The organism is Pseudomonas putida W15Oct28, assembly GCF_000708715.2.
Classification (GTDB): domain Bacteria; phylum Pseudomonadota; class Gammaproteobacteria; order Pseudomonadales; family Pseudomonadaceae; genus Aquipseudomonas; species Aquipseudomonas putida_R.
The window spans coordinates 1-14574 of sequence record NZ_JENB01000021.1; the positions used below are offsets into that span (position 1 = coordinate 1).

At 63.6% G+C, this 14574-nt stretch carries 15 protein-coding genes; 13 read left to right on the top strand and 2 right to left on the bottom strand.

Translation table 11 applies throughout. The features are described 5' to 3' along the window. Window positions 1-498: 498 nt before the first annotated feature. Genes AK81_RS16090 through murB form a run of 7 tightly spaced genes read left to right on the top strand, consistent with a single transcriptional unit; the run spans window position 499 to window position 5037 of the window. Window positions 499-1134, top strand: a complete 636-nt coding sequence (locus AK81_RS16090) for a MotA/TolQ/ExbB proton channel family protein (RefSeq protein ID WP_043200379.1) — start codon at window positions 499-501, stop codon at window positions 1132-1134. Continuing rightward, entirely contained in the window at window positions 1131-1565 is a 435-nt protein-coding gene (locus AK81_RS16095; RefSeq protein WP_043200381.1) for an ExbD/TolR family protein, read from the top strand. Before AK81_RS16090 ends, AK81_RS16095 begins: the two co-directional genes overlap by 4 nt. After that, the gene (gene lpxK, locus AK81_RS16100) at window positions 1565-2566 is read left to right on the top strand and encodes a tetraacyldisaccharide 4'-kinase (RefSeq protein ID WP_043200383.1); all 1002 of its coding nucleotides are present in this window, start codon (window positions 1565-1567) and stop codon (window positions 2564-2566) included. Before AK81_RS16095 ends, lpxK begins: the two co-directional genes overlap by 1 nt. Before the next feature lie 44 nt (window positions 2567-2610). Then, the gene (locus tag AK81_RS16105) at window positions 2611-2796 is read left to right on the top strand and encodes a Trm112 family protein (protein WP_003247142.1); all 186 of its coding nucleotides are present in this window, start codon (window positions 2611-2613) and stop codon (window positions 2794-2796) included. Then, a complete protein-coding gene (gene kdsB / locus AK81_RS16110; RefSeq protein ID WP_043200384.1) occupies window positions 2793-3557 on the top strand; it encodes a 3-deoxy-manno-octulosonate cytidylyltransferase in 765 nt (254 codons plus the stop codon). Before AK81_RS16105 ends, kdsB begins: the two co-directional genes overlap by 4 nt. Next, entirely contained in the window at window positions 3557-4021 is a 465-nt protein-coding gene (locus tag AK81_RS16115) for a low molecular weight protein-tyrosine-phosphatase (RefSeq protein ID WP_043200386.1), read from the top strand. Before kdsB ends, AK81_RS16115 begins: the two co-directional genes overlap by 1 nt. Next, complete coding sequence (gene murB, locus AK81_RS16120) at window positions 4018-5037, top strand: UDP-N-acetylmuramate dehydrogenase (protein WP_043200388.1); 1020 nt, start codon at window positions 4018-4020, stop codon at window positions 5035-5037. Before AK81_RS16115 ends, murB begins: the two co-directional genes overlap by 4 nt. A gap of 308 nt (window positions 5038-5345) precedes the next feature. Here the strand turns inward: murB and rne are convergent, their stop codons facing one another. Beyond that, window positions 5346-8564 carry a ribonuclease E gene (gene rne / locus AK81_RS16125; RefSeq protein WP_081042082.1) on the bottom strand — a complete coding sequence of 1073 codons (3219 nt, stop codon included), beginning with the start codon at window positions 8562-8564 and terminating at the stop codon, window positions 5346-5348. A 793-nt stretch (window positions 8565-9357) separates the two neighbouring features. On the opposite strand from rne, the gene rluC reads away from it, so the two are divergent. The 3 genes from rluC to AK81_RS16140 are packed head-to-tail and all read left to right on the top strand — an operon-like array spanning window position 9358 to window position 11988. Then, the gene (gene rluC, locus AK81_RS16130; RefSeq protein ID WP_043200393.1) at window positions 9358-10314 is read left to right on the top strand and encodes a 23S rRNA pseudouridine(955/2504/2580) synthase RluC; all 957 of its coding nucleotides are present in this window, start codon (window positions 9358-9360) and stop codon (window positions 10312-10314) included. A gap of 3 nt (window positions 10315-10317) precedes the next feature. Continuing rightward, window positions 10318-10992 (top strand): HAD family hydrolase, encoded by a 675-nt coding sequence (locus AK81_RS16135; RefSeq protein ID WP_043200394.1) that lies wholly within the window; start codon window positions 10318-10320, stop codon window positions 10990-10992. A 6-nt stretch (window positions 10993-10998) separates the two neighbouring features. Further along, entirely contained in the window at window positions 10999-11988 is a 990-nt protein-coding gene (locus tag AK81_RS16140) for a S49 family peptidase (protein ID WP_043200395.1), read from the top strand. 74 nt (window positions 11989-12062) lie between these two features. Here the strand turns inward: AK81_RS16140 and AK81_RS16145 are convergent, their stop codons facing one another. Further along, the gene (locus AK81_RS16145; protein WP_043200396.1) at window positions 12063-12641 is read right to left on the bottom strand and encodes a Maf family protein; all 579 of its coding nucleotides are present in this window, start codon (window positions 12639-12641) and stop codon (window positions 12063-12065) included. Between the two features lie 95 nt (window positions 12642-12736). On the opposite strand from AK81_RS16145, the gene AK81_RS28425 reads away from it, so the two are divergent. Genes AK81_RS28425 through plsX form a run of 3 tightly spaced genes read left to right on the top strand, consistent with a single transcriptional unit; the run spans window position 12737 to window position 14474 of the window. Next, the gene (locus AK81_RS28425) at window positions 12737-13264 is read left to right on the top strand and encodes a YceD family protein (protein WP_081042083.1); all 528 of its coding nucleotides are present in this window, start codon (window positions 12737-12739) and stop codon (window positions 13262-13264) included. Between the two features lie 13 nt (window positions 13265-13277). Beyond that, window positions 13278-13460 carry a 50S ribosomal protein L32 gene (rpmF, locus tag AK81_RS16155; RefSeq protein WP_016485486.1) on the top strand — a complete coding sequence of 61 codons (183 nt, stop codon included), beginning with the start codon at window positions 13278-13280 and terminating at the stop codon, window positions 13458-13460. Window positions 13461-13463: 3 nt separating this feature from the next. Then, a complete protein-coding gene (gene plsX, locus AK81_RS16160) occupies window positions 13464-14474 on the top strand; it encodes a phosphate acyltransferase PlsX (protein WP_081042084.1) in 1011 nt (336 codons plus the stop codon). Window positions 14475-14574 lie beyond the last annotated feature (100 nt).

Here is a 14574-nt window from a genome sequence, read left to right on the forward strand (position 1 = left end):
GTTCTGGCGGGCTCAACTGGATTAGGGGGGCTACCAGGTGTCCGCCGTTACATGTTCAGCGCCTGTGAGATCGAGCGCCGCCCGCGCGGCGCATCGCCGGCAAGCCAGCTCCCACATTTGTTTCGGGCCAGTCTCTGCTGTGCATTTACCGCTGCCCGCCTTGTGTGTCCCCTCTGATATCGAGGGTGCCGCTGCTGCTTTTCATCAATATCCAGCCATGCGCCAAGGGTGCGCGCGCCTAAGAGGCAGGAGTAACTGGCCCGAAACAGATGTGGGAGCTGGCTTGCCGGCGATGCGCCGCGCGGGCGGCGCTCGATCTCACAGGCGCTGGAGCACCCAAGGCATGCACCTGTCAGCCCGGATGCCAACCCAAGGCATGTCCCTGACTGCCCTGATACCAAGGCATGTCCACCCAACCCCAATTCCCTGACCTCCGGCAGATGAGCCCTCGGCGCGCCTATGGTAGAGTGGCGGCCTTTTTCCGAAGGGGCGTTTACTGTGTGGGAATTGGTCAAGTCCGGTGGTTGGATGATGCTGCCGATCATTCTGAGTTCCATCGCTGCCATGGCTATCGTCGTCGAGCGCCTGTGGACCCTGCGCGCCAGTCGCGTCACCCCGCCGCACCTGCTGGGCCAGGTATGGATGTGGATCAAGGACAAGCAACTGACCAGTGACAAGCTCAAGGCCCTGCGCGCCGATTCGCCATTGGGCGAAATCCTTGCCGCAGGCCTGGCCAACTCGCGCCATGGCCGCGAAATCATGAAAGAGTGCATCGAGGAAGCCGCTTCGCGCGTCATCCACGAAATGGAGCGCTACATCGGCACCCTCGGCACCATTGCCGCCATGGCCCCGCTGCTAGGCCTGCTGGGTACCGTGCTGGGCATGATCGACATCTTCAGTGCCTTCATGGGCTCGCAGATGACCGCCAATGCCTCCGTGCTGGCGGGTGGTATCTCCAAGGCCCTGGTCACCACTGCAGCTGGCCTGATGGTCGGTATCCCGGCAGTGTTCTTCCACCGCTTCCTGCTGCGCCGCATCGATGAGCTGGTGGTGGGCATGGAACAAGAGGCGATCAAACTGGTGGAAGTGATCCAGGGCGACCGTGAAGTGGAAGTGGCCGGAGGCAAGGCGTGAAGTTCCGGCGCAATCGCCAGCGGGAGAACGTCGACATCAACCTGGCGTCGCTGATCGACGTGGTGTTCGTCCTGCTGCTGTTCTTCGTGGTCACCACCACCTTTACCCGCGAGACCCAGCTGCGCGTCGAGCTGCCCGAGGCCGCCAGCGCCGAACAGCCGCCGGCCGACCAGGACAAGCTGGTGGAAATCACCATCAGCGCCGAAGGCGTGTATTCGGTGAATAATCACCTGCTGCCCAAGAGCGACCTGGCCACCCTGAGCGAAGCCATCGAGCGTGAGTCGGGCGGTGACAACAAGCTGCCGCTGGCCATCAGCGCCGACGGCAAGACCCCGCACCAGGCTGTGATCACCGCAATGGACGCCGCCGGCAAGCTCGGCTTCAGCCAGTTGCGCATGACCACCGTCGAGGCGGCCCAGGGAACGCCTTGATGGCTTTCGCCGACCGTTTGCTCGCCGCCTGGTACGCCGGGCACCCAGCGCTGGCGCTGCTGCGCCCGCTGGAGGCGTTGTACCGCCGCGTGGTCACTCGCAAGCGGGCGCGTTTTCTCAGTGGCGAAAGTGCCAGCTACCGGGCGCCAGTGCCGGTCATCGTGGTGGGCAACATCACCGTGGGCGGTACCGGCAAGACGCCGATGATCCTCTGGCTGATCGAACACTGCCGCCAGCAGGGGCTGAAGGTGGGCGTGGTCAGCCGTGGCTATGGTGCCAAGCCGCCGCAGCTGCCTTGGCGGGTACAAGCCGACCAGCCGGCCGACCAGGCGGGCGATGAACCGCTGCTGATCGTGCAGCGCACCGGCGTGCCGCTGATGATCGACCCCGACCGTTCCCGCGCCGTGCAGGCGTTGCTGGCAAGCGAACCGCTCGACCTGATCCTGTGCGACGACGGCATGCAGCACTACCGCCTGGCCCGCGACCTGGAACTGGTACTGATCGATGCCGCCCGCGGCCTGGGCAATGGCCGCTGCCTGCCGGCCGGCCCTTTGCGCGAGCCCGCCGAACGCCTGCAGGATGCTGACGCAGTGCTGTTCAACGGTGCCAGTGCCGACCGCGCCGATGGTTTTGGCTTCTGCCTGCAGCCGTCCGCCCTGGTCAACCTGCGCAGCGGCGAGCGCCGTGCCCTCGACCATTTCCCCGCAGGCCAGCGCCTGCACGCGGTGGCCGGTATCGGCAACCCGCAACGTTTCTTCAATACCCTGCTGGGGCTAAACTGGCAGCCGGTGCCGCACCCCTTCGCCGACCATGCACAGTTCAGCGCCCAGAGCCTGGCCTTCAGCCCGCCGCTGCCGCTGGTGATGACCGAGAAGGATGCGGTGAAATGCCGGGCCTTCGCCGCTGACGACTGGTGGTACCTGGCCGTCGAGGCACAGCCTACGCAGGCGTTCAGTGCCTGGTTCGACAGCCAGCTGCAGCGCCTGCTGCGCAAGCCCTGAGCCCGTTTTCAATTTCCGGCCACCCGGCCTAAAGGAAGCCTCCAATGGACACCAAACTGCTCGATATCCTGGCCTGCCCGATCACCAAGGGCCCGCTCAAGCTCAGCGCCGACAAGACCGAGCTGATCAGCAAGGGCGCTGGCCTGGCCTATCCGATCCGCGACGGCATCCCGGTCATGCTGGAAAGCGAGGCGCGCACCCTGACTGACGACGAGCGTCTGGACAAATGAGCCTGGACTTCACCGTGGTGATTCCCGCCCGGCTGCGCTCCACACGCCTGCCAGGCAAGCCGCTGCTGGCGATTGCTGGCAAGCCGATGGTGCAGCATGTGTGGGAGCAGGCGCGCAAAAGTGCTGCCAGCCGTGTGGTCATCGCCACCGACGACAGCAGCATTTTCGAAGCCTGCCAGGCTTTTGGCGCCGAAGTGCTGATGACCCGTGCCGACCATGAATCGGGCACCGACCGCCTGGCCGAAGTGGCGGCGCACCTGGGCTTGGCGGCTGATGCCATCGTGGTCAACGTGCAGGGCGACGAGCCGCTGATCCCGCCGGTGATCATCGACCAGGTGGCGGCCAACCTGGCTGCGCACCCGGAAGCCGGCATCGCCACCCTGGCCGAGCCGATTCATGAGCCGGAAACCGTGTTCAACCCCAACGCGGTCAAGGTGGTGAGCGACAAGCACGGCCTGGCCCTGACGTTCAGCCGCGCGCCGCTGCCCTGGGCCCGCGATGCCTTTGCCAAGGGCCGCAACGTGCTGCCAGAAGGCGTGCCGTATCGCCGTCACATCGGCATGTACGCCTACCGCGTCGGCTTCCTGCAGGACTTTGTCGGTTGGGGCCCATGCTGGCTCGAACAGACCGAAGCGCTGGAGCAACTGCGTGCCTTGTGGCACGGCGTGCGCATTCACGTCGAGGACGCTATCGAGGCGCCTGCCGTGGGTGTTGATACCCCTGAAGACCTGGAGCGCGTACGGCGCTTGCTGGAGGCTTGATGCGCGTCCTGTTCGTCTGTCTGGGCAATATCTGCCGCTCGCCTACCGCCGAAGGCGTGCTGCGCCATCAATTGCAGGCCGCCGGGCTTGCCGACCGGGTGCAAGTGGCTTCTGCCGGCACCGGCGACTGGCATGTCGGCAAGGCGCCAGACAGCCGCACCTGCAAGGCGGCGCTGGCACGCGGTTACGACCTGTCGCCGCAGCGTGCCCAGCAGGTCAAGGCGGCGCATTTTGCCGAGTACGACCTGATCCTGGCCATGGACGAGAGCAACCTGCGCGATCTGCGCGCCCTGCGCCCGCACACCGCAGTGGGCGAACTCGACCTGTTCCTGCGCCGTTATGATTCAGTGCTGGATGAAGTACCGGACCCGTACTACGGCGGTGCCGACGGCTTCGAGCAGGTGCTCGACCTGGTCGAGGCGGCCTGCCAGGCGCTGGTGCTCGAAATCAAGGGGCGGCTATGACAGAGCAGTGGCAGGAGCAGGTATCGCTCAAGCCGTACAACACCTTCGGCATCGACGTGAAGGCACGTTATTTCAGCCAGGCGCAGGACGACCAGCAGGTGCGTCAGGCATTGGGCCAGGCGCAGCAGCGCGGCCTGCCGGTATTGGTGATCGGTGGTGGCAGCAACCTGCTGCTGACCCGCGATATCGACGCGCTGGTGCTGCACATGGCCAGCCGTGGTCGCCGAATGCTCAGCGACGACGGAGAACGCGTGGTGGTCGAGGCCGAGGCCGGTGAGCCGTGGCACGCGTTTGTGCAATGGACACTGGCGCAGGGCTACTGCGGGCTGGAGAACCTCAGCCTGATCCCCGGCACCGTGGGCGCCGCGCCGATGCAGAACGTGGGCGCCTATGGGGTGGAGATCAAGGACGTGTTTGCCGGCCTGACCGCCCTGGACCGCGAGACGGGCGAACTGCATGACTTCGGTTTGGCGGAATGTGCCTTCGGTTATCGCGATAGCCTGTTCAAACGCAACCCTGGGCGCTGGTTGATCCTGCGCGTGCGTTTTGCCTTGAGCCGCACCCTGCAGGCCCACCTGGACTATGGCCCGGTGCGTCAGCGCCTGGCGGAGCAGGGCGTGACTGAGCCGACCGCGCTGGCGATCAGTGATGCTATTTGCAGCATTCGCCGCGAAAAGCTGCCAGACCCGTTGGAGCTCGGCAATGCCGGAAGCTTTTTCAAGAACCCGGTAGTGTCGGCTGAGCAGGTCGAGCGTATTCGTGCGCAGTACCCGGCAGTGGTGGCTTATCCTCTGGCCGACGGCCAGGCGAAGCTGGCGGCTGGCTGGTTGATCGAGCAGGCGGGCTGGAAGGGCCATCGCGACGGTGATGCGGGCGTGCATCGCTTGCAGTCGCTGGTGCTGGTCAACTACGGCCAGGCGAGCGGGGCGCAGATGCATGCGCTGGCGCAGCAGATCCAGGCAGATATCCTGGAGCGGTTCGGGGTGGTGCTGGAGATGGAACCTAACCTCTATTGATTCATTGGCTGAGCTGGCCCTTTCGCGGCTAAAGCCGCTCCCACGGGGTTTGCACTGGGCCTGAGGGTGGTGAAGTTCCTGTGGGAGCGGGTTCACCCGCGAACACCGGCAAAGCCGGTGCCATACACCGCGTTGCATTCTTCGCGGGCGCGCCCGCTCCCACAGGACCTGCGTCTCGCTCAAAACAGGCAATTGACGCGATCCCTGTGTGCGGATTTCCCCGCGAAGAGGCCGGTACAGTAAACACCCGGCCAAGAAAAAGCCCCGCCAGTTCGCACTGGCGGGGCTTTTTCATTCAGCCTTGGCTATCAACCGTGATGAGGCTTGTGCTCATCGGCGGCTTCCAGGGCGGGCTCCTCGGTCGCTACAGCAGCTTCCTGCGCGGCTTTGGCGGCGGCCTCGGCTTCGCGCTTGCGGCGGCGCACTTCACGCGGGTCGTTCGGCGCACGGCCGTTGGCCAGCATGACAGTGGCAGCTTCTGCCTCTACCGGGGCTTCGACCGGGGCAGGCTCGACGACCACAGGTGCAGGCTCGGCCGCCACTTCTGGCTGGGCTTCGACAGCCGGTGCAGGCTGCTCGGCAACCGGAGCGGTTTCAATCACGGCCGGAGCCTGTTCGATCTCACCCGCTTCGACGGCAGGCGCTTCAACAGGGGCTTCGGCAACGATCACCGGCTCGGCAGCAGGCGCTTCTTCAATCACCGGCTGCGGAGCGACTTCGACCACTGGTTCGGCAGTGACCTCGGCCACGACTACCGGCTCGCTGAAAGGCTGCTCGACCACTGGGGCTAAGGCAACTTCCTCAGCCTTGGCGACAGCTTCAACCTGCTCGACCTTTTCAACCTGCTCGACCGGCGGGACGGCTTGGCTGTTGTCGGTCTCTGCTACGGCAGCGACTTCGGCGGTGGCAAGCTCGGCCTGCTGGTTGGCCTGGGCTTCGGCGTCGGCGCTGATGTTGCTGCTGGCAACAGCGGCAGTCACAGCCAGGCCGGCGGCCAGTTCGGCACCCAGCTCGGTGGCCTGATGCTGTTGTGGCTGCTCTTCGCTGCCTTCTTCCTCTTCGCCACCGTCGATCAGTTCGCCATTGGCGTTGCGCTGGCGCTCACGACGGTTGCTGCGACGACGCTGACCACGGGAGCGGCGGCGCGGACGCTCGCCATCGGTGCCTTCCTGTTCGTCTTGCAGCAACTCTTCGTTCGGCAGTTGCTCATCGGACAGTTCGGCAGCCTGCTCGGCCGCTTCTTCGGCTACGCGTGGCTGGCGCTCTTCGCGTGGAGGGCGTGGGGCACGTTCTTCGCGGGGAGCACGCTCTTCACGAGGAGCGCGTTCTTCGCGGGGGGTGCGCTCTTCACGCGGGGCACGTTCTTCGCGAGGTGCGCGCTCTTCACGCGGAGCACGCTCTTCACGCGGAGCACGTTCTTCACGGGCTACACGCTCTTCACGTGGCTGGCGCTCTTCGCGTTCGGCTGGCGGGGTGGCATCCAGCGGCTCACGCAGTTCGCGCACGCGCTCTTCACTGCGGTTGCTGCGACGGTCTTCGCGCGGCTGGCGTGGGGCGCGTTCTTCGCGCGGTGCACGCTCTTCGCGTGGGGCACGTTCTTCACGAGGTGCACGCTCTTCACGTGGGGCACGTTCTTCACGAGGTGCACGCTCTTCGCGCGGGGCGCGCTCGGCACGCTCTTCACGCGGTTTACGCTCTTCGTCGCGGCGGCCGTTGCGGTTGCGGCTCTGCTGACGGCCGTTGCGGCGCTCCTCGTTGCGCGGGCCGCGCTCGGCGGCCGGTTTATCGGCGACGACCGGCGCAGCAGCAGGCTCGTCCTTGCCGGCGAACAGGCTGACCAGCGACTTCACCAGGCCTTTGAACAGGCTTGGCTCCGGGGCGCTTGGGGCCGGGGCGGCCGGGGCGACAGGCTGAGGTTCTTCAGCAACCGGTACAGGCGCCGGGGCGGTCTTCACCGCTGCTTCCTGGCGAACCAGGGTGCGAGTGGCGGTCTGCTGTGGTGCCTCTTCGGTTTCGGTGGTGGCGATCTCGTAGCTGGACTGGTTGTTCAGCACTTCCGGGTTGTCGTCGCGCAGGCGCTGGACTTCGAAGTGCGGCGTTTCCAGATGATCGTTCGGCAGGATGATGATGCGCGCACGGGTGCGCAGTTCGATCTTGGTGATCGAGTTGCGCTTCTCGTTGAGCAGGAACGCGGCCACCGGGATCGGCACTTGTGCACGGACTTCGGCGGTGCGGTCCTTCAGGGCTTCTTCTTCGATCAGGCGCAGGATGGCCAGCGACAGCGACTCGACGTCACGGATGATGCCGGTGCCGGAGCAGCGCGGGCAGACGATGCCGCTGCTTTCGCCCAGCGATGGGCGCAGGCGCTGACGGGACATTTCCAGCAGGCCGAAGCGCGAAATGCGGCCAACCTGAACGCGGGCACGGTCGGCTTCCAGGCACTCACGCACGCGTTCTTCAACGGCACGCTGGTTTTTCGCCGGGGTCATGTCGATGAAGTCGATGACGATCAGGCCGCCGATGTCACGCAGGCGCAGTTGGCGGGCGATTTCCTCGGCCGCTTCCAGGTTGGTCTGCAGTGCGGTTTCTTCGATGTCGCTGCCTTTGGTGGCGCGCGCCGAGTTGATGTCGATGGACACCAGGGCTTCGGTCGGGTCGATCACGATCGAGCCACCGGACGGCAGGTCGACCACGCGCTGGAAGGCGGTCTCGATCTGGCTTTCGATCTGGAAGCGGTTGAACAGCGGTACGCTGTCTTCGTACAGCTTCACCTTGCTGGCGTACTGCGGCATCACCTGGCGGATGAAGGTCAGGGCTTCTTCCTGGGCATCGATGCTGTCGATCAGCACTTCGCCGATGTCCTGGCGCAGGTAGTCGCGGATGGCGCGGATGATGACGTTGCTTTCCTGGTAGATCAGGAATGGCGCAGCGCGGTCCAGGGACGCTTCCTTGATGGCGGTCCACAGCTGCAGCAGGTAGTCGAGGTCCCATTGCATTTCTTCGCTGCTGCGGCCAAGGCCGGCAGTGCGCACGATCAGGCCCATGTCGCCCGGCACGGTCAGGCCGTTCAGGGCTTCGCGCAGTTCGTTGCGCTCTTCGCCTTCGATGCGGCGGGAGATGCCGCCGGCACGCGGGTTGTTGGGCATCAGCACCAGGTAGCGGCCAGCCAGGCTGATGAAGGTGGTGAGGGCGGCGCCTTTGTTGCCGCGCTCTTCCTTCTCGACCTGGACGATGACTTCCTGGCCTTCGCTGAGCACTTCCTTGATGTTCACCCGGCCTTCGGGGGCTTTCTTGAAGTATTCGCGGGAAATTTCTTTCAGCGGCAGGAAGCCGTGACGTTCGGAACCGAAGTCGACGAAGGCGGCTTCGAGGCTGGGTTCGATGCGGGTGATCTTGCCTTTGTAGATGTTGGCCTTTTTCTGCTCGCGCGCGCCGGACTCGATGTCCAGGTCGTAGAGACGTTGGCCGTCCACCAGGGCTACACGCAACTCTTCGGGTTGAGTTGCGTTAATCAGCATTCTTTTCATGTTGTACCGTCGGTTTCCGGGCTGCCGGAAACGGCGTTCGGCACACACGACGTCTCATGGTCGGTGCCAAGGTGCGCAAAGGGTGGCCGGGCCACCCCCGTGTCGAGCGACGTTCGGCACCAGCCGGTTGCCCAGCCTGCCGTTGTCGCGACGACGCGTCCTGTTTGCTGCGGTGCCAACAAGGCCCCGGTGGCTTCGAATGGATATCGAATCAACCAAGCGGGCCTTGTGCACTCAGTCAGGAGGAGGAATCAACCTTCAGCCGTGGACGCCCGGGGGCATCTGTTCAGGACCTTATCCGCTCGCCAGCCGTCAGTGGCTGGTGGCCGGACGCGGTGCTACACGGTCCGAGGGCTGTGCATCTCCACCCTGCACGTATCCCTGATAATTCGGGTGCTGCCGCGCGCTGAATCCGCAACGGGTTGCATTTTTCGCCACTGCAGGTACTGCACTGGCGCCATTCATGTCCAAGGCAGGTATTTCCGAAGCATTCGCCGTGCGTTGCGTGGAAGCGACTCGCGGGCAGAGGTACTGCGAAAAGAATCGGGTAAGCAGGTGAAACACCGCGCTTGTCGTTTTTTTTCGCTCTTCTCTACACAGCGCTGGTGGCGATTCCAGGCAATTCGGTAAACTGGCGAAAACCCCGTAGGACGGCCTCGCGTCCTGGAGAATTGCGTTGGTCAGGGCCGGCTGAAAGCCTGGTGCCGCTGGCCTGCCGCTTTTGGCGGCGTTCGCGACTATAGCAGCAATGATTAAGTGCTTCAATTCCATAAAAAATTGTTATGATCCCGCAATGACGACCAATACCCCTCCGACTTCCGGCGTACAGCTGATCGAAGTCGCGCCGGAGCTTGCCGGCCAACGCATCGATAATTTCCTCATCACGGCCCTCAAGGGCGTGCCCAAGACTTTGGTCTACCGCATCCTGCGCAAGGGTGAAGTGCGGGTGAACAAAGGTCGGGTAAAGCCTGAGTACAAGATCCAGGCTGGCGACATCGTGCGGGTGCCGCCCGTCCGCCTGCCGGAACGTGACGAACCGGCGCCGGTGGCCCAGGGCCTGCTGCAGCGCCTTGAGGCGGCCATTGTCTACGAAGACAAGGCGCTGATCGTGATGAACAAGCCGTCCGGCATTGCCGTGCATGGCGGCAGCGGCCTGAGCTTTGGCGTGATCGAGGCGCTGCGCCAGTTGCGCCCGGACGCCAAGGAACTGGAGCTGGTGCACCGCCTGGACCGCGACACCTCCGGCCTGCTGATGATCGCCAAAAAGCGCAGCATGCTGCGCCATTTGCATGCCGCCCTGCGCGGCGATGGTGTCGACAAGCGCTACATGGCGCTGGTGCGCGGCCACTGGCCGACCTCGAAGAAGCAGGTAAACGCCCCGTTGCTCAAGAGCAACCTGCGCTCCGGCGAGCGCATGGTCGAAGTGAACGAGGAGGGCAAGGAGGCATTGACCCTGTTCCGCGTGCTGCGCCGCTTTGGCGAGTTCGCCACCATTGTCGAGGCTCGCCCTATCACTGGGCGTACCCACCAGATCCGCGTCCACACCCTGCATGCCGGGCACATGATTGCTGGTGACAGCAAGTACGGTGACGAAGACTTCAGTCGTGAAATTCGTGAGCTGGGTGGCAAGCGCCTGTTCCTGCATGCCTACGCGTTGACCGTGCCGCTGCCGGACGGTGGTGAGCTGAAGCTCGAAGCGCCTGTGGATGAAGTCTGGGCGAAAACCATTGAACGTTTGAGTGCGTCCTGATCTATGAAGAAAGGCTATGAGCTACTGATCTTCGACTGGGACGGTACCCTGGCCGACTCCATCGGGCGTATTGTCGAGGCCATGAATGCTGCCGCCGAGCGTGCCGGCGAGGCGCAAAGCAGCGACGACGCGGTCAAGGGCATCATCGGTCTGGCCCTGGGTGAGGCGATCCATACCCTTTACCCGCATCTGGCGCCTGAGCAGGTCGAGCGCTTCCGTCAGCACTATGCCGATATCTACATGGCGCTGGACCAGCAGCCTTCGCCGCTGTTCGACGGCGTGATCGAGTCGCTGGATGCCTTCCGTGCCGAGGGTTACCGCCTGGCGGTGGCCACCGGCAAGGCGCGTCGCGGGCTGGACCGGGTGCTCAAGGCCAATGGCTGGGAGCAGTTCTTCGATATCACTCGCGCTGCGGACGAGACCCGTGGCAAGCCGCACCCGTTGATGCTCGAAGAGATTCTTGGTCATTGCGGCGTCGAGCCGGGGCGCGCGCTGATGGTGGGTGATTCGGCATTCGATCTGCAGATGGCCAGCAATGCCGGCATGCATTCGGTGGCTGTGGGCTATGGTGCCATGTCGCTGCAGGCGCTGGCCGAGTTTGGTCCGCAAGTGTGCATTGATCACTTTTCCCAGCTGCGCGAGTGGCTGGCTGGTTCCGCAATTCCACTTCCAAGGTAGGTAAGCATGGCAGACGAATGGAAAGCCCCCGAGGCCGAACCCGATGAGCGCGAAGAGCGCAAGAGCTGGAAGCTGCTGGAAAAGACCTTGCTGGCCAGCGTGCAGGAGCAGCGTCGGTCGCGGCGCTGGGGGATCTTCTTCAAGCTGCTGACGTTCGTCTACCTGTTCGGCTTCCTGGCGCTGTTCACGCCGCTGATGGACATGGACAAGGCAGCATCGCGCAGTGCCAGCCATACCGCGCTGGTCGAGGTGCGCGGGGTGATTGCCGACCAGGAGGGTGCCAGCGCCGACAACATCGTCAAGAGCCTGCGCGATGCGTTCAAGGACAGCAAGACCAAGGCCGTGGTGATGCGCATCAACAGCCCGGGCGGCAGCCCGGTGCAGGCAGGTTATGTGTACGACGAAATTCGCCGCCTGCGTGCTGAATACCCGGCGATCAAGCTGTATGCGGTCATCGCGGATCTTGGCGCTTCTGGTGCCTATTACATTGCCAGTGCGGCGGATGAGATCTACGCCGATAAAGCCAGCCTGGTGGGCTCCATTGGTGTGACGGCGGCCGGTTATGGCTTTGTCGGCACCATGGAGAAGCTGGGCGTGGAACGGCGTTCCTACACCTCGGGTGAGCACAAGGCCTTCCTCGATCCGTTCTCGCCTGAAAAGCCTGAAGAAACCCGGTTCTGGCAGGGTGTGCTGGATACCACGCACCAGCAGTTCATTGCCATGGTCAAGCAGGGGCGGGGCGAGCGCCTGAAGGACAAGGAGCACCCGGAGTTGTTCAGCGGCCTGGTCTGGTCGGGTGAGCAGGCCAAGGCGCTGGGCCTGGTAGACGGGTTGGGCAGTGCCAGCTATGTGGCGCGCGAGATTGTTGGCGAGAAGGAGCTGGTGGACTTCACCGTTCAGGAATCGCCTTTCGATCGCTTCTCCAAGCGCGTAGGTGCCAGCGTGGCTGAGCACCTGGCGATGTGGATGGGATTCCAGGGCCCGCAGTTGCGCTGAAACCGCTGGGGGCGCTTTGCGCCCCTTGTGGGAGCGGGCATGCCCGCGAAGGGCTGCAAAGCAGCCCCATGATCTCAGGGAACCACCACCCCTTCCTTGGTCAGCATATCCACCAACCGAATCAGCGGCAGGCCGATCAGGCTTGTCGCATCGCACCCATGGGTGCTCTGAAACAAGCTCACCCCCAATCCCTCTGCCTTGAAGCTCCCGGCGCAATCCAGTGGCTGTTCCTCTGTCACATAGCGTTCCACCCGTTCCCGGCTCAATTCGCGCAGCGTCACCGTAAACGGCACGCAGTCCACCTGGCAGTGCCCGGTCGCGCTGTTGAGCAATGCCAGTCCGGTCAGGAAGCTCACCTGCTGCCCGCTGCACTCCAGCAGTTGCTCGCAGGCTCGCTCGAACGTGTGTGGCTTGCCCAGCACCTGTTCGCCCAGTACTGCAACCTGGTCCGAACCAATGATCAGGTGCCCGGGATGGCTGCCCGCCAGCGCCTCGGCCTTTTGCCTGGCCAGCCGGCGGACCAGTTCCACGGCGGGCTCGTCATCCCGTCGCTGTTCGTCTATATCGGGGCTTGCCCAGGTGAAGGGCAGGCGCAGGCGTGCCAGCAGTTCGCGGCGATAGGCAGAGCTGGAAGCCAGTAACAAAGGAAGCATGGTAGACTCCGTTTCGGTTGAACCAATCCTATCATGCACGATGCCGCCGAATTTCCTTTGACAGGGACGGGGGGCATCCCTAGAATGCTGCGCCTATGTTGAATGACCCGATTCCACCTCACGTTGACCCGCGCAAATTAGCCGATCGTGGCGTAACCCTTACCGGTTCGCTGCAACTCGCTGATTTGGAAAGACTCTGCGACCCGCTTTCCGACAATGTCGGTACGGTGCAGGCGAAGTTCGATTTTGAACGAGATGAACAGCACGTGGTGGTTATCCACACCGAGCTGAACGTCGAGGTCAAGATGGTTTGCCAGCGTTGTCTTGAGCTGGTCACCCTGCCGATCTCCAGCGAATGTACATACGCTGTGGTGAAGGAGGGTGCGAATACCCAGTCGTTGCCGAAAGGCTATGACGTGCTGGAACTGGGCGAAGATCCTTTGGATCTGCAGGCATTGGCCGAGGAGGAGCTTCTGCTCGCCTTGCCAATCGTGCCTGCTCACCATCCGGAAGAATGCCAGCAGCCGGCGGGCGCAGACGAGCCCGAATCGAGCAAGGACGAGGTATCGCGGTCCAACCCGTTCAGTGTTTTGGCGCAGTTAAAGCGTGACCCAAACGTTTAGGAGTTAATCAATTATGGCTGTTCAGCAGAACAAAAAATCCCGCTCTGCCCGTGACATGCGCCGTTCGCACGACGCCCTGTCGGAAAACGCGCTGTCGGTAGAGAAAACCACCGGTGAAATTCACCTGCGTCACCACGTTTCGCCAGAAGGCGTATACCGTGGTCGTAAAGTGATCGATAAGGGCGCTGACGAGTAATCCTTGTCCGCTCAGATCATCGCGATCGACGCAATGGGCGGGGACTTCGGTCCCCGCAGCATTGTCCAGGCTAGCATTGCCTGCCTTTCGGCTACCCCCTCGCTGCACCTGACCCTCGTCGGTCAACCCTCCCTCCTAGAAGATCTTGTCAGTGGCCTTGCAGCTGCGGATCGCGCGCGCCTGCAGATTGTTGCCGCCAGTGAGGTGATCGGTATGGACGAGCGGCCATCCCAGGCGCTGCGCGGCAAGCCGGACTCGTCGATGCGCATCGCCCTCGAACTGGTGCGTGACGGCAAGGCCCAGGCCTGCGTCAGTGCCGGCAACACCGGGGCGCTGATGGCGCTATCACGCTTCGTGCTCAAGACCTTGCCGGGTATCGATCGGCCAGCCATGGTGGCGGCGATCCCGACCCAGGCGGGTTACTGCCAGCTGCTCGACTTGGGTGCCAATGTCGATTGCAGTGCCGAGAACCTCTACCAGTTCGCCGTGATGGGCTCGGTGGCCGCCCAGGCCCTGGGTGTGCATCGGCCGCGTGTGGCATTGCTGAACATCGGCACCGAGGACATCAAGGGCAACCAGCAGGTCAAGCTGGCCGCCAGCTTGTTGCAGAATGCCCGTGGGCTCAACTACGTGGGTTTTGTCGAAGGTGACGGCTTGTACCGTGGCGAAGCTGATGTGGTGGTGTGTGACGGGTTCGTCGGTAACATCCTGCTCAAGTCCAGCGAAGGGCTGGCGACGATGATCGCTGCGCGCATCGAGCAGTTGTTCAAGGGTGGTGTGTTGTCGCGGGCTGCCGGGGCGATAGCCATGCCGCTGCTCAAGCGCCTGCAGGCCGACCTGGCGCCGGCGCGGCACAATGGTGCGAGTTTCCTTGGCCTGCAGGGTATCGTCATCAAAAGCCATGGTTCAGCGGGTGTGGAAGGGTTCCAGAGTGCGATCCAGCGGGCCTTGATCGAGATTCAGGAAAACCTGCCACAGCGCCTGCATGGCCGCCTCGAAGATTTGTTGCCTTAGGCATTTCGCCGATGAAGTGCTTAAATGTGACCGCTTGGTCTGCGTATTCATCCAAGTTTTCAGATTCTGCGTCCAGCCCACGGCTTGGCGCACCCCATTC